This is a genomic window from Pseudidiomarina terrestris, assembly GCF_030466405.1.
Lineage (GTDB): Bacteria > Pseudomonadota > Gammaproteobacteria > Enterobacterales > Alteromonadaceae > Pseudidiomarina > Pseudidiomarina terrestris.
In genome coordinates, this window is the sequence record NZ_JAGGJF010000001.1 from 284812 (window position 1) to 308806 (window position 23995).

Here is a 23995-nt window from a genome sequence, read left to right on the forward strand (position 1 = left end):
TGCCTACGCCAGCGCTGCATATTTACGAAACCTTGACGTCGATTCCGTTACCACCACGCTGGGCTTGCTGCTTCTTCAGGATTCGTTTCGTGCGGTCAATGACGTCGCCGACCAACTGGCCACACGCAGCATCGATATCATCGCCACGAGTTTTCCGCACTGTGACGATATAGCCTTTTTCTATCAGAACCTTAGCAAAGCGGTCAATGCGAGAATTACTGGAACGACCGTGGTCGTTACCCGGGAATGGGTTAAATGGAATCAAGTTGATTTTGCAGGGCGTGTCTTTTAGCAATTGCGCCAGCTCTGCGGCTTGATCCATCGAATCATTCACGTGATCGAGCATAACATACTCAATAGTGATGTTCTTATTTGCTTTTGAGCCATCAATGTAATGGCGGCTGGCTTCCAGAAACTCCTGAATATTGTACTTCTGGTTGATAGGTACAATCTCATTACGCAGTTCATCATTCGGCGCGTGTAAGCTAATCGCCAAAGCGATATCAATTTCTTCTTTTAGCTTATACAGCGCAGGGACGACGCCAGATGTACTCAGCGTGACACGGCGCTTGGATAAGCCAAAGGCGTTGTCATCGAGCATCAGCTCCATTGCCGGAACCACATTCTTCAAATTCAGCAGAGGTTCTCCCATGCCCATCATGACGACGTTGGTCACGGCTTTGATGCCGGTTTCACCGTAGGCGCCCAGCAACTTGTTCACCCGCCAGACCTGACCGATGATTTCTGCAACTCTTAAATTACGATTAAAGCCTTGTTGGCCGGTACTGCAGAAAGTGCATTCCAGCGCACAGCCGACCTGAGAGCTGACACATAAAGTTGCGCGGTCAGCTTCCGGGATCCAGACGGATTCAACATCCTGACCATCAAACAGCGTCATTGCGAACTTGATGGTACCGTCGCTTGACTGTTGCTGCATGCGCACTTCTGGTGCCCGAATCTCAGCGATTTGCTTAAGCTTTTCCCGCAAACCTTTGTTCAGGTTGGTCATGTCATCGAAGTTGTCGACACAGTAGTGATACAACCATTTCATCACCTGATCGGCACGAAAAGGTTTCTCACCAAGCTCCTTGAAAAACTCGCGCATAGCCTGGCGATTCAAGTCAAGGAGGTTCACTTTTTTGTCAACTGCGTTCATATAGACCTATAACCTAAAAGCGTTATTCGTAATTAAAGCGTTCGCTTCGCTGCCGTAACAGCGAAGCGCCCGAAACATAGCTGTTACACTATGCAAGTTTGTCTTAGCGAGTACGCGCGCAGATTTCTTCATCAGAGAAGAAGTATGCGATTTCGCGTGCTGCAGACTCTACCGCGTCAGAACCGTGAACCGCGTTCTCGTCGATAGTTTCAGCATAGTCAGCGCGTAGCGTTCCTGCCAGTGCTTCCGTTGGGTTCGTTGCACCCATGATTTCACGGTGACGCAGAACGGCATTTTCGCCTTCCAGTACGCTGACCATGATAGGACCAGAAGTCATGAACTCAACCAGCGCGCCAAAGAAAGGACGCTCTTTGTGTTCAGCATAGAAGCCTTCAGCTTGTTCTTTGCTCAAGTGCATCATTTTCGCAGCAACGATACGCAGACCAGTGGTCTCGAAACGGTTGTAGATACCGCCGATAACGTTTTTGCCAACTGCGTCTGGTTTGATAATAGATAAAGTACGTTCTAAAGCCATGATTTTCTCCACTATGCTTTAAGTTTGGATGCTTAGAATTGAAGTCGCGCGGATTATACATGTTTGCAGAACTGACTGCCACCGCTGTTACTGCGGTGGCATTGCCGATTTTAGTTGAGGAGTCTTACTTCAAACATTGGACTCTCGCTATAGGGTGAGGTGATAATTATTTCATGGTTTCCTGCGGTGATCTTGTACCCGTCAATTAATCTTTCATAGCTCGCTGGGCCGCCGGCCGTTTGTAATGCGGTTAGAATCTCCACCTCAGAGCCTTTAAAACGGTAGTTTAACGTTGGAGCTGGAGTGCGGGTGCCAAATTTCGGCTGCACCCAGCCCTGTTGATAATCACCATCGTCAAATCCTTTATAAAGCGTTCGCGTGGCTGCTAAGCTCGACTGGATTATCAGGGAAAAGGTGTCGAGTTCTGGGTGTGTGAACTCACAGCTGTCGAGACCGCTATCCCCCGCTATGCAAGATGAGTTAGAGACATCTGGGGCAAGATGCCAGTTGAGTTGAATCTCATCATTGGCTTCTGCCCCAATAGTTTTTATCAGGTCAAAAACATAGAGCTCAACGGTTTCACTTTCTGGCGCAAACACCAGTCGCCTATGCACGTATTGAGTTTCGGCGAGTTCACCAAATGTGTAGCATCCACTTGCAATGCAAGCAGCCTCGATGACTTCGGCTTCATTCTCAACTCTGATAAGCCCATTGATAATTGGCACATTATGAGACAATTTACTGTCGAAGAAAACGCGCTCTCGACCTTGGTAAAGGTAGGGTCCACCAGCGTCGACGAAAATCTCATGTCCATTTAAAGCATAGGTCACATGACCGGCATCGTGGTGACCATGGGAAATTTTTGGCAGTCCGAAATCTACCAGAGCATACTGCTCAACGCTAGCCTCCGTCTGGCTGTTTGGCCTTAAAATAACTACGCCCTCAGTGTCCTCTATGTAAACCCGCTCAAGTAATTCTGTGTTTACCGTACCCGAAACTCGATCAAAGTATTCGGAGTCGAGGTTGCCGTTGTTTATTATCGTATTCAGTCTTCTGAGAAATGATTTTACTCCGAAGTTTGTATCGCCCATTGCCGGAGCTCCGCCATTGCGGTAGATCAGATGAGCCGCGGCATCCACCATCCGGTTCAAGCGCTCGAGACTTGTGTCTGTACTTGAATTTTGGATCCTCTGCAGGAACTGACCTGCGCTTATGAATAGTTCCATCGCGACAAAGTGATAACCTGTCGACTGCTCACGCGAGAAACCAGTTTCTGGAACCACCATCGAGGTGAAGAGGGTTTCAATCCGTTCTCGTGCGGCTGCAGCGTAATCAGTTTCCGCAAACACGTCTGGCATTATCAGAACCAGATTTAACAGCGAAACAGAGTGGAACATACTGTGGTTGTGAGAATAATAGGCGTCTAAATCAAGTAGGTACCTAAGCTCTGCAGCATGATCTTCCAGATTTGCCTGAACCCACGCTGACTCTTCAGTGGTTAGCTCATTCTTTAAAAATTGTTGGTAAAAATAACTGATAACATCGACTCTTACAGCTACCGAATGATCGTTCCAACTCATGTAGTTAACTGGGTTGTGTCTTGGAGACTTGGCAAGATAATCTAGGATCAACCTTTTGATCTCATCGCGGTACTGCTGCTCTCCGGTCTGCGCATAATAATATTCGTAAGCATGGAGCCAAGCGAGAGAGTGGTAATAGAGTAACCAGGTATTGTTATTAAAAGGGTCTTCTGACCAGTCAGGGTTAAGAGGGATTGTCCACCCCGGGAAACTAGTCCAGTTCAGCAGAAATTCTCGCTCATTAACTACATCATCGGCCCTACCTTCCTGATACCAAATTGAGCGGATGGTATTATAGAGCTCATTTGGCTCAGGTGTGTTTGAGTAAACATAGTCGAGGGTCAGTTCTTCGCCGTTAAGGACGAATACGAGCTTTTCTGAGCTTGGGATTAGATAGTTAGGGGTTGCATTGTTGTCACTTGGTGTATAGGTCCAGTTGACTATTCGTTCATTGGTGTTTCCGGAAAGAGTAGCTAGCTCTTCACGCTCTCCACTCGTTCGCTGGACCAGCACCTTGACCATCGATTCTTGTAACGGCAACAAAAGTTCAAGTGTGACTGCGTAGCCTGACCCTTCCACCAGATGTTCCTTGGCTAACCTCGCTGACTTAAACCCGTTGTGAAGTTGAATCGTGACCCGAGTGGGGGCCGATGTCGCATTAGCAGTAACGACACGGTATGAAAACTCCTCATCGACCTCTTGCTCTGGAGCTGTATAAGTGAGCGTTCGTGATGTCACCTGGATTGAGCCTGATTTTGGCCCCTCGACCACCTCTAAACGGACGAAGTCATCCACCTGATCATTGCTCAACACATCAAGTTCTAAAGTTTCGACCCAGCTCTCCTCAAACATATCAGCTGCCGTTACTAAGCTCGGTGGGGTTTCAGGGCGCTGTTCTTCACTTCCACCACAACCTGACAGGTAAGCCAAAATAAATACAATGCAAAAAATACGTTTCATCATCTCATTCGTCATGTTGAGTTTTTATTAAATATATCATTTTACCTCATCGAGAAACATAAAATTAGCGCCACTACTGTATTGGTGTTGCCATTTATGATATAGATGTCTAAACGTCTACTAGGAGTAACGTATGACTCAACAAATTACATTAGCTGGCGGTTGTTTTTGGTGCATCGAAGGGGCTTTTAAGCAAGTCCGAGGTGTTTTAAAGGCTGAGTCCGGCTACGCTGGCGGGCACAGAGAGAACCCTACCTACGAGCAGGTGTGCGCTGGCGAGACGGGTCATGCTGAAGTCGTGCAAATCACCTTTGAGCCTACGGCGCTCTCGACTCGTGAAATTTTGGAGATTTTCTTTGCCCTTCATGACCCTACCCAGTTAAATCGCCAAGGTAATGATGTTGGCACCCAATACCGTTCGGCTATTTTTTATCAGAGCGAAGAGCAGCGTGTTGCGGCGGAAGATATTATTGCGGAAATGCGTGACGAGGGAACCTGGAACGATGAGATCGTGACGGAAATCGAGCCGCTGGAAAAGTTTTGGCCCGCCGAGGACTATCACGATAATTACGTTGAGCGTAATCCGCGAAATGCCTATTGTCAGGCTGTGGTCAGCCCCAAGCTTGCGAAGTTCAAACGTACTTTTGCCGAAAAGCTCGAGTAAAGATGTTCGCCATCCACCCTCGAAGTGGATGGCATCTCTCACATAATCTAGAAAGGGCTGCCCTTGGTAATTGGGCCGCCCTTTTTTAGAAGGGCTGCCCTTTCTGATTGGGCCTGCCCTTTTTTGGGAGGGCTGCCCTTTCTTTTCTAGTGGTTTTCTTTGACCATGTTGACGGTGTATTTGGGGATTTCGACGACCAGGTCTTCGCCATTGAGGCGAGCCTGGCAGCTGAGGCGTGAGTCGGGGTCGAGGCCCCAGGCTTTGTCCAGCATGTCATCTTCATCATCGTTAATTTCAGCGAGTGAGTCATAACCTTCGCGCACGTACACGTGGCAGGTCGTGCAAGCACAGACTTTCTCACAGGCATGTTCAATGCCAATACCGTTGCGCAACGCAACGTCGAGGACAGTTTCGCCGTCACTTGCTTCTACTGCGGTTCCCTCAGGGCATAGCTCATCATGGGGTAAGAATACGATTTTTGGCATTACTATTACCTCGGACTAAAGTTCGTTGACATTACTGCCAGACAGCGCTTTGCGAATTCCGGCATCCATGCGGCGTGCGGCGAAATCTTCGCTGGCTTGGTCGACAGCTTCAATGGCTTTCTCGATAGCATCGGCGCTGGTGCCGGCTCGGGCTGTGCGTAACGCTGACATCGCATTGTCGAGACGTTCCCGCTCTTGTTCATCAAGCAGCTCGCCATCAGCAGCTAATGCGCTGCTGAGCGCTTCCAGGACCCGATCGGCTTCGACCTGCTGTTCACGTAACATACGGGCCGCCATATCTTCCTGGGCATTGCTCATTGATGACTGAATCATACTGGAAATATCTTCATCCTTCAGGCCATAAGACGGTTTGACTTGAATCGAAGCGCTTACGCCACTGGATTTCTCCATAGCTGTAACACTCAGCAAGCCGTCCGCATCCACCTGAAAGGTGACCCGTATGTGGGCTGCACCAGCGGCCATCGGCGGGATATCACTGAGCACGAAGCGGGCTAAAGAACGACAGTCATCAACCAGCTCGCGCTCGCCCTGTACGACATGAATCATCATCGCCGTCTGGCCGTCTTTAAAGGTGGTAAATTCTTGCGCTTTAGCGACTGGAATGGTGGTGTTGCGGTCAACAACTTTTTCGACCAGCCCACCCATGGTTTCCAATCCTAACGATAACGGAATGACATCGAGCAACAGCATGTCGGAGTCTGGCTTATTGCCTGCCAGAATGTCCGCCTGCACTGCAGCGCCGATAGCCACGACCTGATCGGGATCAATAGATGTCAGTGGTGCGCGACCGAAAAATTCTCCGACAGCCTCGCGCACACGTGGTACCCGGGTGGAACCGCCGACCATGACGATTTCAAGCACTTCGTCCGCCTTCACGCCGGCGTCTTTCAGTGCTCGTCGGCAGTTCACCAGAGTGCGTCGTACCAAGGGTTCAATTAACGCGTCGAGCTGTTCCCGGGTTAGTGTCGTACGTAACTGCGAACCAGCGGTGATGCCCTCAATGCTGCTGCCAGGAGTGACGGTGACCGCGGTGCTGTCGGCATCGGTCAGAGCTTCTTTTGCCGCTTTCGCGGCGTTGATTAGGTCACGCTCGAAACGGGCCGGCACATCACCGGGTAAGTCCCATTCGGCTTTTAAGTGATTGACGATAAGCTGGTCGAAGTCATCGCCGCCAAGGGCGCTGTCTCCGCCGGTGGCCAGAACTTCAAATACCCCGCCCTGCAAGCGCAACAGCGAAATATCAAAGGTACCGCCGCCTAAGTCATAAACCGCGATCAAACCTTCCTGGCCCGAATCCAAACCGTAGGCTACCGCCGCTGCGGTGGGCTCGTTCAATAAGCGCAACACGTTGAGTCCAGCCAGCTGCGCAGCGTCTTTCGTGCTCTGCCGTTGGGCATCATCAAAATAGGCTGGAACCGTAATGACCACGCCGGTGAGCTCGCCACCAAGCGCTGCCTGCGCACGGGCAGACAAGGTGCGTAAGATATCTGCAGACACTTCGACGGCATTTTTTTCGCCGGCAGCCGTGTGAAAGACTGGCACGCCGTTGTCTGTTTCGCTCATGCGATAGGGTAAGTTGGAAAAGTTGCGCTGCACATCGGCCACGGTGCGGCCAATAAAACGCTTTACTGAAACGATGGTGTTTTCTGTTTCGATGGAGGCATCGGCATGCTTTGCTAATGCTTCATGTCCGGTGAGAACTTCGTCGGCACCGTAGTAGACAACTGACGGCAAGATTGCGCGCCCTTGTTCATCTGTTAATACTTGAGATTCACTGCTACGGACCGTCGCTACCAATGAGTTGGTCGTCCCGAGGTCAATGCCTGCAGCCAGGCGGTGTTGGTGCGGTGCGGTGCTTTGTCCAGGTTCTGCGATTTGCAGTAATGCCATTGAAAACCTCGTTAATCGTTATTCGTACGCGTCGCTGTTGCTTATTCGTCTTCCAACGCTTCTAGTTCGCGGCCCAGCTTTTGCATAAACTTAAGCTTACGAATGGTATCGGCAGCCTCTTCATTGGCGTTCGCTTCGATCTGCTGCTCTAAGGTGTTTTGCAACAGTTTCGTTTCTCGCTCGAGGTCCGCGAAAGCTTCGTCAATCGCTGCAAAATCACCGACGTTCAGCTCTTCAACCCGCTCGCGCCAAGCCATTTGCGCCATCAGAAATTCAGGATCCTGCAAGGTTTTTTGTTCATGCTGCATATCCACACCACGCAGCGAAACAATGTATTCGGCACGCAGCAAGGGATCGCGCAGCGTGTGATACGCATCATTCAACTGCGATGTGCGCTGCACGGCCAGCAACTTGTCGCGCTCACTGGCGTTGGCGAAACGGTCGGGATGCATGGCCTGTTGCAGCTTGCGGTAGCGCAGCTGCAAATCGGCCAGATCAAGAGCATAAACCGGGGTGATATCGAACAATTCGAAATGGTTCATGCTCAAACGTTAAAGCTCTCGCCACAACCGCACTCGCCTTTCGCATTCGGGTTGTTGAACTCAAAGCCCTCGTTCAGACCTTCTTTGACGAAATCAAGTTCAGTACCGTCAAGGTACACGAGACTCTTGCCGTCAATGATGATCTTCACACCTCTTTCTTCAAAAACGGTATCGGTTTCGTCAACTTCGTCAACGAACTCCATTACATAGGCAAGGCCTGAGCACCCGGTGGTTTTTACGCCCAAACGGATGCCCTCACCTTTACCGCGCTGTTCCAAAAACGAGCGGGCACGTTGTGCCGCTGCTTCGGTCATGGTAATTGCCATTGCTTACCCTTTAGCTCTTTTAGCCTTAACCTGCGTGTTTCTTTTTGTAGTCTTCAAGCGCTGCTTTGATGGCGTCTTCCGCCAGAATCGAACAGTGAATTTTCACTGGTGGCAACGCAAGCTCTTCAGCAATCTGAGTATTCTTCAGTTGCGAAGCTTCTTCTACAGACTTGCCTTTCACCCATTCTGTTACCAGAGAGCTTGAGGCAATCGCAGAACCACAGCCGTAGGTTTTGAATTTGGCATCTTCAATAATGCCGGCGTCGCTAATTTTTAACTGCAACTTCATTACATCACCACACGCTGGAGCACCTACCATACCGGTAGCAATCGAGTGGTCATCCTTGTCGAATGCGCCCACGTTACGCGGGTTTTCATAATGGTCGATTACTTTTTGACTATATGCCATAACTGATTACCTCTCTTAGTGTGCCGCCCATTCGACGCTGTCTAAATCAACGCCATCTTTGAACATTTCCCATAGGGGCGACATGTCGCGCAAGCGACCAATTGATTTCTGAATCTGGCTAATTGCATGGTCCACTTCTTCTTCGGTCGTGAAACGACCAAAACTGAAGCGGATAGAGCTGTGTGCTAATTCGTCATTGCGGCCTAGCGCACGAAGTACATAAGACGGCTCAAGACTCGCTGAAGTACAGGCTGAACCCGATGATACTGCAAGATCTTTAAGTGCCATAATCAGGCTCTCACCTTCAACAAAGTTAAAGCTGATATTGAAAATGTGCGGAACGCCCTGTTCCATATTGCCGTTGATGTAAACCTCTTCGATGTCTTTCACGCCGTTCCATAACCGGTCGCGCAGCGCACGGAAACGTTCGCGTTCTGCGGCCATTTCTTGTTTGGCGATGCGTGCAGCTTCACCCATACCCACGATTTGGTGGGTCGGCAAAGTACCAGAACGCATGCCGCGCTCATGACCGCCACCGTGCATCTGTGCATTCAAACGAACCCGCGGACGACGGCGAACATAAAGGGCGCCAATACCTTTCGGGCCATACATTTTGTGGCCAGAGAAGCTCATCAAGTCGACCGGCAAGTTTTGCAAATCAATCTCAATTTTACCTGCACTTTGCGCCGCGTCGACATGGAAAATCGTCTTATTCTCGCGACACAGGTTACCGATTGCTTCGATGTCCTGAATGACGCCAATTTCATTGTTAACGTGCATGATGCTCACCACTACGGTGTCTTCACGCAGGGCTTGCTTGAATACGTCTAAATCAAGCAGACCATCTTCTTTTACATCAAGATAGGTCACTTCGAAACCTTCGCGCTCAAGCTGACGACAGGTATCGAGTACCGCCTTATGCTCGGTTTTCGCGGTGATGATGTGCTTACCTTTCTTCTGATAAAACTCAGCAGCGCCTTTGATACCGAGGTTATCTGACTCGGTTGCGCCTGAGGTAAACACAATCTCACGTGGATCGGCATTGACTAACTCAGCGATCTGGTTACGAGCGATGTCGATAGCTTCTTCCGCTTGCCAGCCAAACCGGTGCGAACGGGATGCAGGGTTACCAAACTGACCATCTGGGGTCAGAAATTGCATCATTTTCTCGGCTACTCGCGGGTCAACCGGAGTGGTAGCTGCGTAATCAAAATAAATCGGTAGTTTCATTCAGTGCTACTCCTTAAGTTGTCAGACTGCTTATAACTGACAATTCAGTGCAATTTGTTGTTCGCGTTTCTTCTGCTCGGCGATAGAGGCATTTTGACGCTGTGCAACTTCATGAACGTCTTGCTGTTTCACCAGTTCCGCTAAGCTAATGTTCGCGAGAAAGTCTTCAATTCGATCACTTAGGTTTGACCAAAGCGAGTGGGTTAAGCAACGGCTGCCACCCTGACATCCGCCCTGTCCGCCACATCGTGTTGCATCAATACTTTCATCGACCGCTTGAATCACTGCGCTAATTGAAATTTCCTGCGGGCTAAAGCCCAGACGGTAACCACCGCCAGGTCCGCGCACACTGCTTACCAGACCATGCTTACGTAAGCGTGCGAATAATTGTTCAAGATAGCTCAGTGAAATTCCCTGCCGCTCCGAAATATCGGCCAGCGGCACGGGGCCTTGTTCTGTATGCAGCGCTACGTCTAACATTGCGGTTACGGCGTAACGTCCTTTCGAGGTTAAGCGCATAGCTAGTTTTCCTCCACGTTTATACCGTAATTTTCGCATTCCCGAGTATTTTAGTCAAGTATTACCAAGGCGGTATAACCTGAGCTGCCTGCTCAGCTTTTTTGCTGCTTATCAATTGAGGCAAGCATGCCGCGCAGAATATTCAGCTCGTTGGTCTCGGGGCGTGCCCGATTGAACAAACGGCGTAACTTAGCCATGACCTGTCCCGGGTGGTTCTTGATGATAAAACCGGTCTCTGTCAGGGTCTGCTCAAGATGTCCGTAAAAGCGCTCAAGGTCTTCTGTGAGTGGGTACTCACTCTCCGCGCCCGGTGGATGTTGATTTGCTTCAAGCCACTGCATGCGGACTTCGTACGCCAGGGTTTGTACCGCCATCGCCAAATTCAGCGAGCTGTAATCCGGGTTTGAGGGGATGTGAACATGGTGCGTACACTGCTGCAATTCGTCGTTAGTCAGGCCGCTACTCTCGCGGCCAAATACTAGTGCCACCTTATAGTTTGCGCTTTCCGCCAGCACTTGACGCGCTGCCTCGCGGGGGCCCAGCAATGGCCAGTCGAGGGTGCGATTACGCGCGCTGGTACCAATCACCAGCCCGCAATCGGCAATGGCGCTGCTTAGATCGTCAACGATGGTCGCGTTATGCAATACGTCGGTAGCTCCGGCCGCAAGTGCTGAGGCGTGACTATCTGGTTTCTGCACAGGATCCACCAGCGTCAACTGACTCAGCCCCATGGTTTTCATCGCTCGCGCCACCGACCCTATGTTGCCGGTGTGCGAGGTGTTGACCAGTACAATTCGGATATTATCCAGCATAACCGTTTACTTCATGCTTGTTGGAAGATGAGGACGAGCTTTGGTCAGCAAGTGCTGAACTACCTTCGGGTTGCCAGCAACCAGGTGCCCACTTTGCATAAAACCATGACCGCCAGCAAAGTCGGTTACCAACCCGCCAGCTTCACGCACAATCAGGCCACCCGCGGCGATATCCCACGGCTCCAGGCTAAATTCCCAGAACCCGTCAAACCGACCGGCGGCAACGTAAGCCAGGTCGAGCGCTGCTGCGCCAGCACGGCGCATGTCTGAGGTGTGCTCGAATAAAGCACCAAATACCGCCTGATAATGCGTTTGCAGGTCTTTGCGTTTGAACGGGAAACCGGTCGCCAGTAAAGCGCCATTAAGATCACGCTGGCTCTTCACCCGCAGGCGTTTGCCGTTCAGTTGTGCACCGGAACCTTTGGTCGCTGTGAAGAGCTCTTCACGCAACGGGTCATAGACGACCGCAGCTTGCACTGAGCCTTTATGCAGGTAAGCGATAGATATTGCGAAATGAGGAATGCCGCGCAGGTAATTGGTGGTGCCATCAAGCGGGTCAATGATCCACTGATGTTCGGGTGTGCTGCCCTCGATCACGCCACTTTCTTCCGCCAGAAAGCTGTGATCCGGGAAGGTCTTTTTAATCGTGTTAATGATCGCCTGTTCGGCTGCCTGATCGATTTCGCTGACGAAATCATTTTGGCTTTTCGCCTGAACATTGAAGTCGGCTTCGACACCGAAATTCTTAGTTAAGATTTTGCCCGCCGCACGCGCAGCGCGCACCGCGATGTTTAACATGGGATGCATACCAATATACCTGTGCTGTAAAAGAACGATTTTGTGGCCGCGGATTATAGTGGTTTCTGTACTCATCCGCAAGAAATCCATGCCTGCTTCTGCACGAATCTCCGGTGATATATCGCACAAGCCTCTTGTCTTTTTTATCGGCAGGTGTTATTAAAGTGTTGCGCTATGCCTAAAATAACAACTATAAGCTAGGAGGATCCAATGGATCATTCACAAGAGCTAAACGGTGTTGAAGCAAAACAAACCAAGTCACGTCGCAGTAAACGTAAGTGGCGGGAAATCGAAGCGCTAAAAGAAAAATACCGACTTCGCGACGAACTCAAAGACATGGACCACGGTCTCGATCTGGAGCTCGACGAACTCGAGTTCTGATGATACCACCCCGGTTCGTGCTTTGAAGTATTGAACGACGCTACCAGTGAATCGGTTGCTCCAGCAGCTCGTTGGTGCGACGGAAGTGTCCGCACGTGAGGAAGCCGCGGTGCGCTGATAATGGCGACGGATGAACTGCTGTCAGTACATGATGGCGTTGCCGGTCAATCAGCGCCCCTTTCTTCTGCGCGTGAGCGCCCCAAAGCAGAAACACAATGCCTTCACAGTGCGCATTGACCTGCTCTATTACCTTGTCGGTAAAACGTTCCCAGCCCCACTTTGCGTGCGAGCCTGCCTGCCCCTGTTCTACGGTCAGAACTGTGTTTAACAGCAACACTCCTTGTTCTGCCCAATGCGTTAGATCCCCGTGTTCTGGGATTTCATAAGCGGGGTAATCATGTTGCAAGGCTTTAAAAATATTCTTCAGCGACGGTGGTGCTGCCACTCCCTTGGGCACTGAAAAACAAAGTCCATGGGCCTGCCCTGGGCCATGGTAGGGATCCTGACCCAGAATCACCACCTTCAGCTGCGCCAGCGGGGTGAGCTTGAACGCGTTGAAAACTTGCTCCGGCGGCGGGTAAATCACCTTACCCTGGTCACGTTCCATTTGCACACGCTGCATCACTTCCTGAAAATAGGGCTGCTGTTTCTCTTCAGCAAGTAAATCGCTCCAACTTCTGTCGCTCATGCTCTGCCTTTTCTTCATTTGGGTTTGGGTTTCACCTTGAGGCGATTGTGCCTGATGGCTTATTTTGCGGTATGATTATGCGGTCTATAGAGTAACAATGCGAGGCTTTGCATGTCAGCAAAAAATGACGTTCCGCCAATGAGTGTCTTTGTCATCACTCTTAACGAGGAAGCGCACTTAGATGAAGTGCTTGAGAGCGTGCGCGGGGTTGAAGAAATTGTCGTGATTGACTCAGGCTCTACGGATCGTACACTCGAGATTGCCGCAAAGCATGGAGCACGGGTTGTCCACAACGACTGGCCTGGCTATCCGAAACAAAAAGAGTTTGGTATTGCCCAGTGTACGCACAACTGGATCCTGAATCTGGATGGCGACGAAGTGATGCCTGCCGGTGGCTTACAGATGATTCGTGAGCGTATCGCAGAGGGTGATATTAACGGGATCTGGATCCATCATGACGATATTTTTATGGGCGAGAGTTTGCGCAAGGCGCGTCACCACAAGTATCGCCGGGTGTACCGTAAAGACAAATGCCACATGAATACCGATGTCCTGGTGCATGAGCATATCGAAGTTGAACCGCCCCTTGCCTACCTGCCGATTTATCTCAAGCACTATGGTTACGATACCGCACACGGCTACATGGATAAGCTCAATACCTACTCATTGCTAAAAGCCAAACAACGTGAACAACAAGGACGGCCTTGCAGCCTGCCTCGTTTACTGCTGATCTTCCCGCTCATGTTCCTAAAGTTTTATTTAGGCCGGCAAATGATCTGGTCCGGTTGGCGCGGCTTTATCAAAGCCAACATCGATGCTTTCCACTTTTTCCTGACCGAAGCCAAACTCTACGAGATCGCCTACCGCAGCAAACAAACCCAAAAAAAATAGGAGGGGCAGCCCTCCTATTTTTCACGTCCTAAAATTGTAAGGGCTGCCCTTTCTTTGTTAGTGGGTTTCGAACCAGTGGAGGATGTAGGCGACTTTGCCGATCAGGTTCGAGGGGCGGCTGTAGATGCCGTGCGGGGCGTCAGGGACGCGTACCATTGCGGTTTCAACACCTGCCAGTTTCAAGGCCTGATAGTACTGTTCCGACTCGGAGATTGGTGTGCGATAGTCAGCTTCGCCGGTCAGTAACATGGTAGGCGTGGTCACATTCCCCACGTAGCTAATCGGTGAGTACTTCATGTAGTGCTCCAGGTTCTCCCATGGTAGGCCCGGGAACCAGTACTTGGTGAAGTAATTGTACATATCCGCGGTTAGCACAAAGCTGTACCAGTTAATCACAGGCTTGGCGACCACCGCCGCAGCAAAACGATCCGTATGACCGACGATCCAGGCAGTTAGCACACCGCCACCACTACCACCGGTGACGTACAGACGCTCTTCGTCAATGAAGCCTTTGGCAATCACGGCATCAACACCATCCATCAGATCATCATAATCCTGGCTTGGGTAGTTATGATGGATCTCCTGAGCGAAGGCTTCACCGTAGCTGGTGCTGCCACGCGGGTTGGTATACAAGACCACGTTACCAGCTGCTGCCATAAGCTGGACTTCAGCGGAAAAGCTCTCAGCATAGGCAGTATGGGGGCCACCATGGATTTCCAGAATTAACGGATACTTCTCTTCTGGATCGAAATCGGGTGGATACACAACCCAGCCCTGGATTTTGTAGTCACCATGTTTGGAGTCATACCAGATCTCTTCTACCCGGCCGAGCTCCTTATGCGCAAACAAATCTTCGTTTAGATGCGTCAACTGACGCGTCACTTTATTATCTTTCAGCATCAGGTCAGCTGGGCGCTGCGGATGCGCCAGTGTATAGACCAGCTGGCCATTACCCTGCACATCAAAGGCGCCGCCGCTATAGGGGCGTCCATAGCTCAAGCCACCCATATCGTCGGTGAGCTGGCTACGCTTGCCATTCAGGTTCTGATACACCACATGACCTTCACCATGACGATCATAGGAGAAGTAGACCCCGCGGCTGTCACCGGCCCATTTCACCTCATCGACACTGTAATCCAGGTCGCTGGTGAGCAAACGAGGCTCGTCGCCACCTAAGTCCATGACATAAAGCTGAGTCAGCTGGTGGCTCATCATTTCATCGTCATAACCTAACCAGGCTAGCTTTTTGCCATCCGGGCTGACACTGGGCGAACGATCCGGACCGACCCGGTCGGTCAACTGCTTGATGCTGCCGTCTTCCAGAGCGACGCGATACAGCTCTGAGTTCGCCGGTTGGTCAAAAGCATCCTCGCGTAAATTCGCCGAGAAGATGATAGATGCGCCATCCTTCGACCACGCCAATTGTCCGCCATGGTTGTACTCGTCCGTGGTCAGTTGTCGTGGCGTACCACCACTTGCTGGCATCACATAAATTTGGGTGTAACCGTCTTTCGCGTAGCCACCGCCATCAAAACGATAGTTGTCTTTATCAATGTACTTTGGCGGTGCTGCCCATTCCGCCCCTTTTGGCGCTTTGGGCAGGCTTACCGGAGGCTTTTCCGGAGCGGGCGTAAACATGGTAAACGCCAGCCATTTCCCGTCAGGTGACCAGCTTAAGTTGCCAGGTGACCCTGTCAGCCGAGTCACCGGCGCTTGATCGCGGGTGTCTGTCCAGTACAAGTGGATCTGGTTGCTGCCACTACGATTCGACACAAAAGCCAGTTTGCTGCCGTCCGGCGACCAGGTTTGCGAATGATCATTTGCGTCACCACCAATTAAGGGACGCATCTCACCTTTATGGTCAACGCGCCACAACGTACCGTATTTACGGTCGGACATAATATCCATGTAGTTGCGCACAAAGACGGTGTAATCACCCTTTGGATGAATCGTGGGTGAGCTGGCGTACTCCAGCTGAAATACGTCTTCAGCGGTAAAATGACTGCTGTTTTCGGCAGCGTTCGCGATGGCGGGAAACGCCAAAGTCGCAAGCGTTAACGCGAGCACTTTTTTCATTATGAACTCCTTTTACGGAAGGATACTTAAGGGCGAGATACGGCAACCATCACCCTGATGATGTTGTCATCTCACTTTAGTCTAAATTTTTTATTTTTACGTCTACTACAAGTACGAAGAATTAGGCACTTACGCAAGTGAAGTGGGATGAAAGGCACAAAAAAACCCGCCGAAGCGGGTTTTTGGTATCAGCAACAAGACTTAGAAGCTGTAGCTAAAGCTTACTGATGCGAAGTCACGATCACTGGCTGGCTCATAATCGCCACCCGTGTTGATGTTGTAACCCACGCCAATTTTGTACGACGACAGGTAGCTTGCATCGACACTTAAGCCAATGGTCTTACGACCTTCAATAAAGTTACTGTTCGGCGAGTAACCTTTTACATCGTGTCCAAAGGCCAGCGTCGGCGTTAAGTTCCAACCGGCTACAACGTTGTTGTACTCCGCAACAAAGCGGGTGCGATAGCCCCATGAAGATGCAGTAACAAAGCCTTCACAGTTAATATCAGCAGCTGGCGACGGGTTGCCCAACATCTGTTGGTCAGCCTGAGTCAGACACTTACCGTAAACTGGGTTACGACCGTAACGCTGTTCATCAAGGCTTGGCAGCGAATGAACTTTGTTCATCGCAACTTCACCGATAAAGGTCAGACGGCTTGCGCCCAAAACGTTATCAAGGAAACGAATACCAGTCAGCTGGAACTGACTTACATCCAGCTCATCGTAACCAGGCTGAAGTTCACCTAAGTTAGTAATCGCACCTGTCTCATCACGACGAATGCGGTTTGAGAATGTGCTCGGCACCCCAGCCCGCAAACCGGCAGTTAAGATTTCAGTGGTGTTGATTTGTACCGCCAGATCTGGACGGAAACTGTATTCACCACCGACCGACCATAGACCAAAGTTCGTACTGAAGCTGGCACCCATGATTTCTTGATCTTCAGGGTACTGCAACACATAGTTTGGACCTGCAATGGGCAAACCATCAGGGTGGCTTAGTCCTGGGCTTGGCTGCTCAACCCAGTTATAGGCTGAAATAATTGGCGTCTGGTTGTGAATGTTCATGTAGTACACACCAAACTCAACATCGAGGTCCATGTTGTAATGGCGCAGGGCAAAACCATACTGGCCACCATCATCAGGCTCGATATTAGGTGAACGGTCGAGGTAAGTACCAAATTCCACAGACTCACGGTCGCTCAAGCTGCTCGACGGCTGACCGGGTACCAAAGTAGGGTTCAGCGTGACCTTATTACAGCCCGGTCCGCCAAGAATATCGACGGTCGAGAAGAAAGTACCACAACCATCAAGCTTGGTGTTGTCCCACTCGTACTGATAGAACATGTCTAAGCTGGTTTCGTCAGTTAAACCTAAATTCAGGTTTACCATGCCTACTGGTAACAAAGCTTCTTTGATTTCAACACCAGGACGACGTACAGCGTTTACATCGATAGGGTTGATGGAGTTCACACCGTTAAAAATAAAGGTGCTTTCACCCCAACTTAATACCTGCCGACCCACCCGCAGGTTAGCTGGCATATCACCCAAATCAAAATAGGCGTAGACAAAAGCATCAAGTAACTCAAAGCCTGAACCTGTCGAATAGTCATCCAGACCATCGTTGTTCAGGGTTACGTCGGGAAAGTAATTGGTGGCTGTGTGACCATGGGGAACTTCATTGTTCTTGATGACATCATCATACCAATACTTGAAACGGACAAAGGCACCGTAATCGCCGCCGTCAATACTGAGGTCATGCACACCTTTGACAACCGAGGAAACAAGATCGCCCTGGTCGTAGTTCAGGTTACCGTCATCAGCAACACCTGACTGGCCCATGCCACCATCCATATTGCCGGGATGGATCAGGCGCATATCACGGTCTTCCATACGCCATGCAGCGCCGTATGAAATAATCGAATCGAACTTCACGCGGAAGTCACCCACTTCAAATTCTGCAGCGTGGGCCCCTGCACTTCCTGCGAATGCCAGCGCTATGGCTGTAGCGAGAGGTAATTTTTTTAGCATAGTTGTTCTTCTTTTCATGTTAGCCACCTAATCCCATTAGGATGTTATTAGCCCAATCATGTCCGATGAGTTGCAAATATGCAAGTGGTGTATTGAGAAAAATCGAACCTAGCGCGGCCGACGTGAATGATACCCAACTTGCGATGCATTGCGTAATACATTGGCCTCTTCCAGGCTTATGGAGCCGTCGTCATTGAGCTGTTTTATAAGCTTCATCGTGCAGTTTGCAGCTGTGTTACAGCGGGCGAACTCATCGCTTATAGTACAACCATCAGCGAATGCATAATTTGTCACCCCTGAGTCGTTCCAATCAAATACAACTGTTGAGCGGGTGTCAGAAGCAGGGCAGCTATCGGCATCATCAGCAATACCGTCCGCGTCAGCATCATCACCGCCGTAAGATACCCTCGTCGCATAACCTTGAACCATGCCCATGTCGCCGGCACCGGTAATGTTATCGATGGTGTTGTCGTAATAAAGGAAGGTGTAGTTGTAACTCCCCTCAGCTAACACGGGATAACCCGATGTATCTGTAAATAAGGAACTAACGCCGGCTGTTACCTCTGCTAACCCACCAAGGTTACGATTAAAAATACTTTGTCCCAAGGTGATCTCACGGCGAATGAACTGCTCATCGGAAGCTGAAATAATAGCCCATAGAGCGCTGCCTGAGGGCTCATCGCTGCCTTGCGCGTCACTACTAAAGAGAAACCACGAGAGCGCATCAACGGAAGCAGCAACTGGGAGATTATCGACATCGACGGTGCGATCATAAAGTACATCGCCAGCCGGCCCTGTTATTTCCATACGTAATGCCAGCGTCGCATTTAAGTAGTCTGTACCTAAACTGAAGAATCCAGCCGGCACAGCCTGCTCCGGATCTTGTACCACTGTCGCAGTAAAGGTTAATGGCTGGCTCAAAGGCCCTTGGTGATCCACTAAAGCAGGTAGGCTTGAGAACAGCAGCTCACCCTTAATTTGAATCGTTTCCTCAGCGGCAAGCGCCATAGGAGCGGCTGTAACTGACCCCATCAAAACGCTGCCAAGCAGAGCCCGGCGGATAGTTGTGCGCATACTGTTCCCCTTACTTATTTTTTGTTTTTTTGGAACGAGCTTCAGTGGCCCGCATGTCATCAACTTAATTGAAAACGGTTCGCTGCACAATATTCGAGCGGGTGTTAAGCAATAAAAAAGGCAATCTCCACCAGGAAGACTGCCCTTTTATGACTTTCCAGTCATTTTACTGAAAAGTTTCGCCTATCGGCTTTCTTAGTTATAAGAAGTATTTAACGCATTACGCAACATACGACCTTCGGTATAATCAATCACACCATCGTCTTGCAGACCATACACAACCTGTTTTTCACAGTAGCTAGGTCCGCTATACACTGGCTGGAACCAGCCCCAAGGTGATGATGGCTCTTCAGCTGCTTCAGCTTCACACTTCGCATAACGATCCATGATCGAGCAACCGTTCTCATCAACCCGGTTTGTCACCCCGGAATCCACCTCACCGAACAGCACGTTTTCATTAAGGATCGACGCCGGGCAGCTATCTACCAAATCCGGAACCCCGTCACCATCTGAGTCGAGATCGCCGTAACTTATAGCGAGTGCAATACCGCTCGCAAAACCACCAGTGCTCGCTACTTCCCGCTCTAGCATTGGCTCGTCATTGTCAAAATTATATTGAAACGGCTGGAATGTCTCGCCAGTTGCAAGTACCGGATAGTTGGTTGTATCTGCAAAAAGTGAACCCATTCCCGGAAAGATTAGCATGGGGACTGGCCCATTTTCACCTTGTGGCTCCTCTGGCCCACTGCTAAATGGGGTGTTACCTAAAGCGATCTCATGGCGTTGAAATCCCGCCTCTGAACTCAGCATAGCTCCCCAAAAAGCCCCCTCCATCATTTGTTCTAATTCCTCACCAGAATTAAAGGTAAATGCAGCAATATTCTCGCCGAATTCTTCACCGGAAGCGCCTTCAATATTCAAGCTCTGCTCAAAAATAAGATTATTATCCGGACCAAATATTTGCATGGCTATCTCGAAGGTCGAGGACCAATAAAATTTAGCATTTGGCTCATCGAACATCAGTTGAGCGGTAGCTGGGTTCTCACCCACACTCGCAACAAAACGCAGCGGGAAAAATTCCTGGTATGGCTGCAGTTCTGCGATATTGCTTTCAAAAATATCCCCTTCAATCACCACGGTCTGTTGCCCGGGTGCTTGTGCGTGTAGCGGCTGACTGAAAAGAGAAGTAACGGCTATAACACCGCTGACGAGAAGGAATGAGCAAATTGAGCGCATAGTATCACCTTGTAAAGTCTTATTATTTGCGAATAGAAAGATACGATTGCTAAAAGTAGACCTTGTGCATTTTTTATACAACCGTATCATTGCCGTGATCTAATGTTTTATTTATGTTAAATCAAAACATAGAGGAGTCATGAGACAGGCGCAAAGCATTACGCAACATGCGGCCTTCGCTGTAATCAATTATGCCCTCGTCCTGGAGCTGATAAACCACTTGCGATTCACAGTAGCTTGGACCGCTATAAACCGGCTGGAACCAGCCCCAAGGTGATGATGGCTGCTGTGCTTCGTCAGCTTTACATGCTGCGTAACGATCCATAATGGTGCAGCCGCTGGCATCGGTATAATTCGTCACACCTGAATCTACCCAATCAAACATTACGGTTTCACTTTCCAGTGAAGCAGCACATTGGTCGAGGTAATCAGGAACACCGTCATTATCGGTATCGACGAACACTACACTAATGGTATCGACATTACCCTCAGCTGACATGGAGATACCTCTACCTTCGTCACCGTTCATAACATAGAACGAGAACAACGCATCTACAGCTCCTTCGGCGATCGCTGGATAGTTCGACGTATCAGTAAGCAGAGTCTGGGTGGTTTCGCTCAGGTTGATCGTGGTATCCATATTGCGGCCATTGATGTCCATGCCTTGCATGGCGTAAGTAGCTTCTTCAGCAACCTGAGGGTCAAACCAAAACTGTGCTGTGCGTGAGTCAATGGAGGGCATGGTCGTCGACGAGTAGGTGGTGACCACAGGTGTTGAGATTGGCACGCCTTGATCGTCATAAAACATGACTTCCATTTGCAACACGGCATCCTCATAAAACTTCATGGTGGCCGTTGCCGAGCTTTCTGTCGCGGTACGATCTTGCTCAATTGTCACCACAAACCTTGAGCCAGGCGCTAATTGCGCAGGCCCCTGGAAGCTGTTCTCCAGTTGCGTAAGTTCACCTTCAATAGTAACGGTATCGGTTAGAGTTTGTGCCTGGCCTAAGCCGGTGAAGAGAGCAAGCCCGCAGCCTGCGATCATAGAATAGAGTGAAACTTTCATAACAATTCCTTGGTAGAGTTAGTGCGAAAAGCATGACCTCTGCTCTACTTCCTACGCTGAAATGTGTAATCCTGCTCAGCATGGACGCTAAACCCAAGCCAAACAACATGAAGTTAGTGTAGTCGATATGTGAGCATCATGTTAAACAAGAGTCTCAAGTATAGAACCCTCAGAGCCTGTCAGAAACAAAAAATCCCGCATAAAAATGCGGGATTTCAGTAGATACAAATGTCGGAAAGTCGCCATATTCCCCCTTGTCGAGCGGGCCGTCCAAGGAGGGGCTTTTAGCAAACATCTCAAACGTTACATAACTTATCGACGCCGGCCGTCCGAGCTATATGACAGGCTTAACGCGTTACGCAGCATACGACCTTCGGTATAATCGATCACGCCTTCATCCTGTAGCTGGTAAACAACCTGCTTCTCGCAGTAGGTTGGACCGCTGTAAACTGGCTGGAACCAGCCCCACGGTGATGTTGGCTCTTCAGCTTCTGCAACTGCACAGGCTGCGTAGTGATCCATGATTGCACAGCCACTTGCGTCAACATAGTTGGTCACCCCAGAGTTCAACCAACCATCGAACATCACAGTTTCGTCCATCAGCGAGGCTGGGCAAGAGTCAGCACTATCGGCGAAACCGTCACCATCCGCATCAAGCTCAGTCGCCAAAATGCTGGTTACCGTGCCGTAAAAGCTAAGATAGTAGTAGTCTTCCTCACCGTAACCATAGGATTCGAGCCAACCATTAAATTGTTGGTTCACGGGCGAAGTAGCGCTCAAAAGTAACGGATACGGGGTAAACTCAGCAAAAAAAGGAGCCATCCCATTATTCGTTATATAGCCGCTAAGACTGTTCCAATCGTTCGTCTCATTGGTCGTTTTACGGCCCCACCATTGCATGTATTTGTAGTCGTTTGTCACACCTCGTTCGGCATAGACATAAGTCTCCAATAATTCTTCCGCAGTCAGCTCTAAATCAAGAGTTGCAGGCGCAGTTATCTCTGCCCCAGCAGCATCATAGAAGGTATAAGATATATTATAGAGGTTTTCTTGAAATTGCTGGTACTCATAAGATGAACCTGAGTAAACGTAGAACGGTAATACCGATGTATCCTGCTCGACAACAAATTTAAAGCTGACAGCATTTTCCAGTTCAACCGGCACTTGGTTGTAATAGTAATGGCTGTAGAAATCCGTCACAGTCCCTTCAATTTCAACAGATTGAATTGTTTGCGCTTGTACCGCCGCAGCTCCCAAAGCTAAAAGACCAACAGCGCCTTGCACTGCATACCTTAGTTGTTTTTTCATTTTTATTTTTCTCTAACTCGTTGCTCTATGAGCATAATGATTGAGCCGATAGATACCGCGCAGCTCCCCTAAACTTTTGTTAGATTACACTGAGAACGCTTAGGATACAGCCATGATAATTGCGTTACTTATTTGTATTTTTTTTGTTCAGCGTTCACATTCTCATAAAAAAGCCCGCAGTGTTATGCGGGCTTACTGTCATTGATTTTGCACTCTGTGATTAAGAGGGCCCCTGTGAGCTATGCGAAAGATTCAAAGCATTACGCAACATCCGACCTTCTGTGTAGTCGATGATGCCGTCATCCTGCAGCCCGTAGACGACTTGTCGTTCACAGTAGGTTGGACCACTGTAGACTGGCTGGAACCAGCCCCAGGGTGATGTTGGTTGGGTTGCTTCTTCAGCTTCACAAGCGGCATAACGATCCATAATAGTGCAGCCACTTTCGTCAACATAGTTAGTAACGCCTGAGTCGACCCAGTCGAACATAACCGTTTCATCAGTCAATGAGAACATGCACGAATCGTTCAGGTTCGAGATACCATCATCATCAAAGTCTTCGTTCAAGCCACCGTAGTAGACGAAGTCGGGTTGGAATCCAACAGTACCGCTGCCTTCCATAGCTGTAAAAATATTGAGAGAACCTTGCAGATTGCCGTCACCGAAGTACTCAACATACCTAAAGGTTCCATTTACGTCTTCAAATACAGCTTGAGAGTTGTCACCGCTGTTCGTCACATCAACATAATAGGTGAACGACTCCATTGCTGCTGTTTCATAGTAGGTGTCAGAGAGTACAATCTGGCTTTGCGACTGAGCGGGTAACGGACCATCGAAATAATGCCATGAGCCGGTCAAAGTACCGTTTGCGTCAGTGGTTAATAGCGTTGGAAACGTCTGCGGAACTTCTACACCTGAACTATCCAAAAACTGAAGCTGGACAGACAGAAACGTATCCGTAAATGTCGCGGAGCCGGCGTAACCTGCAGTACTCATCATGCTTGAATCATAGGTAATTATTGCCCGCACCCGATCTATATCGCCTACGTCACTCAATACATTGCCAGAGGAGTTTATAAACCCCCCTTCAATAACAACGGTTTCTGTGGTCTGTGCCCAAACTGGGTTCATCGCAAAAGCCAGCAGCACAGTAATCATAAAACGTTTCATAATTTTGCCTCGCTAGATTGTTATCAACTTGAAAACTTGCGTTGATGCGCTGACTTCCAACTAGCGCTGTTCAAAAAGTAGTCGCATCGCGGAAATTAGCAACGTTACAAAGCGAAACCCGTAATGTTTTTTTAATGTAAAAAAAAAGCCCG

Annotated in this window: 23 protein-coding genes; 3 read left to right on the plus strand and 20 right to left on the minus strand. The window is 49.6% G+C overall.

Annotated elements, in window-relative coordinates:
• Positions 1-22: 22 nt before the first annotated feature.
• From rlmN to J6J34_RS01305, 3 genes are all read right to left on the minus strand, one after another.
• A complete protein-coding gene (gene rlmN / locus J6J34_RS01295) occupies positions 23-1156 on the minus strand; it encodes a dual-specificity RNA methyltransferase RlmN (RefSeq protein ID WP_301719566.1) in 1134 nt (377 codons plus the stop codon).
• Positions 1157-1259: 103 nt separating this feature from the next.
• A complete protein-coding gene (ndk, locus tag J6J34_RS01300) occupies positions 1260-1691 on the minus strand; it encodes a nucleoside-diphosphate kinase (protein ID WP_301719565.1) in 432 nt (143 codons plus the stop codon).
• Positions 1692-1801: 110 nt separating this feature from the next.
• Positions 1802-4234, minus strand: a complete 2433-nt coding sequence (locus tag J6J34_RS01305) for a heparinase II/III domain-containing protein (RefSeq protein ID WP_301898377.1) — start codon at positions 4232-4234, stop codon at positions 1802-1804.
• A 130-nt stretch (positions 4235-4364) separates the two neighbouring features.
• On the opposite strand from J6J34_RS01305, the gene msrA reads away from it, so the two are divergent.
• Positions 4365-4895, plus strand: a complete 531-nt coding sequence (msrA, locus tag J6J34_RS01310) for a peptide-methionine (S)-S-oxide reductase MsrA (protein ID WP_301898378.1) — start codon at positions 4365-4367, stop codon at positions 4893-4895.
• Positions 4896-5041: 146 nt separating this feature from the next.
• Here the strand turns inward: msrA and fdx are convergent, their stop codons facing one another.
• The 9 genes from fdx to suhB form a co-directional block, all read right to left on the minus strand.
• Complete coding sequence (gene fdx / locus J6J34_RS01315; protein WP_301719562.1) at positions 5042-5380, minus strand: ISC system 2Fe-2S type ferredoxin; 339 nt, start codon at positions 5378-5380, stop codon at positions 5042-5044.
• A 15-nt stretch (positions 5381-5395) separates the two neighbouring features.
• Positions 5396-7291 (minus strand): Fe-S protein assembly chaperone HscA, encoded by a 1896-nt coding sequence (gene hscA / locus J6J34_RS01320; protein WP_301898379.1) that lies wholly within the window; start codon positions 7289-7291, stop codon positions 5396-5398.
• Positions 7292-7332: 41 nt separating this feature from the next.
• The gene (gene hscB, locus J6J34_RS01325; protein WP_301719560.1) at positions 7333-7833 is read right to left on the minus strand and encodes a co-chaperone HscB; all 501 of its coding nucleotides are present in this window, start codon (positions 7831-7833) and stop codon (positions 7333-7335) included.
• Between the two features lie 2 nt (positions 7834-7835).
• Complete coding sequence (gene iscA / locus J6J34_RS01330) at positions 7836-8159, minus strand: iron-sulfur cluster assembly protein IscA (protein ID WP_301719559.1); 324 nt, start codon at positions 8157-8159, stop codon at positions 7836-7838.
• Between the two features lie 25 nt (positions 8160-8184).
• Complete coding sequence (gene iscU, locus J6J34_RS01335; RefSeq protein WP_301719558.1) at positions 8185-8568, minus strand: Fe-S cluster assembly scaffold IscU; 384 nt, start codon at positions 8566-8568, stop codon at positions 8185-8187.
• Between the two features lie 15 nt (positions 8569-8583).
• Positions 8584-9798, minus strand: a complete 1215-nt coding sequence (locus J6J34_RS01340; RefSeq protein WP_301719557.1) for an IscS subfamily cysteine desulfurase — start codon at positions 9796-9798, stop codon at positions 8584-8586.
• 30 nt (positions 9799-9828) lie between these two features.
• Positions 9829-10317 (minus strand): Fe-S cluster assembly transcriptional regulator IscR, encoded by a 489-nt coding sequence (gene iscR / locus J6J34_RS01345; protein WP_301719556.1) that lies wholly within the window; start codon positions 10315-10317, stop codon positions 9829-9831.
• 92 nt (positions 10318-10409) lie between these two features.
• Positions 10410-11129: a tRNA (cytosine(32)/uridine(32)-2'-O)-methyltransferase TrmJ gene (trmJ, locus tag J6J34_RS01350; RefSeq protein WP_301774406.1), complete on the minus strand. Its 720-nt coding sequence runs from the start codon at positions 11127-11129 to the stop codon at positions 10410-10412.
• Between the two features lie 6 nt (positions 11130-11135).
• Positions 11136-11936 carry an inositol-1-monophosphatase gene (suhB, locus tag J6J34_RS01355; protein WP_301719554.1) on the minus strand — a complete coding sequence of 267 codons (801 nt, stop codon included), beginning with the start codon at positions 11934-11936 and terminating at the stop codon, positions 11136-11138.
• 201 nt (positions 11937-12137) lie between these two features.
• On the opposite strand from suhB, the gene J6J34_RS01360 reads away from it, so the two are divergent.
• Positions 12138-12308, plus strand: a complete 171-nt coding sequence (locus J6J34_RS01360) for a DUF3545 family protein (protein ID WP_301719553.1) — start codon at positions 12138-12140, stop codon at positions 12306-12308.
• A 40-nt stretch (positions 12309-12348) separates the two neighbouring features.
• Here J6J34_RS01360 and ung read toward each other — a convergent pair whose 3' ends face one another.
• Positions 12349-12996 carry a uracil-DNA glycosylase gene (gene ung / locus J6J34_RS01365; protein WP_301774405.1) on the minus strand — a complete coding sequence of 216 codons (648 nt, stop codon included), beginning with the start codon at positions 12994-12996 and terminating at the stop codon, positions 12349-12351.
• A gap of 111 nt (positions 12997-13107) precedes the next feature.
• Between ung and J6J34_RS01370 the strand changes: the two genes are divergently transcribed.
• Positions 13108-13887, plus strand: a complete 780-nt coding sequence (locus J6J34_RS01370) for a glycosyltransferase family 2 protein (protein ID WP_301898380.1) — start codon at positions 13108-13110, stop codon at positions 13885-13887.
• 57 nt (positions 13888-13944) lie between these two features.
• On the opposite strand, the gene J6J34_RS01375 is transcribed toward J6J34_RS01370, so the two are convergent.
• From J6J34_RS01375 to J6J34_RS01405, 7 genes are all read right to left on the minus strand, one after another.
• Entirely contained in the window at positions 13945-15963 is a 2019-nt protein-coding gene (locus J6J34_RS01375; protein WP_301898381.1) for a S9 family peptidase, read from the minus strand.
• A gap of 201 nt (positions 15964-16164) precedes the next feature.
• Positions 16165-17991: a DUF1302 domain-containing protein gene (locus J6J34_RS01380; RefSeq protein ID WP_301836065.1), complete on the minus strand. Its 1827-nt coding sequence runs from the start codon at positions 17989-17991 to the stop codon at positions 16165-16167.
• 108 nt (positions 17992-18099) lie between these two features.
• Positions 18100-19065, minus strand: a complete 966-nt coding sequence (locus J6J34_RS01385) for a hypothetical protein (RefSeq protein ID WP_301836066.1) — start codon at positions 19063-19065, stop codon at positions 18100-18102.
• Between the two features lie 195 nt (positions 19066-19260).
• On the minus strand, positions 19261-20301 hold the full coding sequence (locus J6J34_RS01390; protein ID WP_301719547.1) for a thrombospondin type 3 repeat-containing protein: 1041 nt from the start codon (positions 20299-20301) through the stop codon (positions 19261-19263).
• A gap of 121 nt (positions 20302-20422) precedes the next feature.
• Positions 20423-21367, minus strand: coding sequence for a hypothetical protein (locus J6J34_RS01395; RefSeq protein ID WP_301898382.1), 945 nt, complete (start codon positions 21365-21367; stop codon positions 20423-20425).
• 312 nt (positions 21368-21679) lie between these two features.
• On the minus strand, positions 21680-22675 hold the full coding sequence (locus tag J6J34_RS01400; protein ID WP_301836070.1) for a hypothetical protein: 996 nt from the start codon (positions 22673-22675) through the stop codon (positions 21680-21682).
• A 220-nt stretch (positions 22676-22895) separates the two neighbouring features.
• Positions 22896-23831, minus strand: coding sequence for a hypothetical protein (locus tag J6J34_RS01405; protein WP_301898383.1), 936 nt, complete (start codon positions 23829-23831; stop codon positions 22896-22898).
• Positions 23832-23995 lie beyond the last annotated feature (164 nt).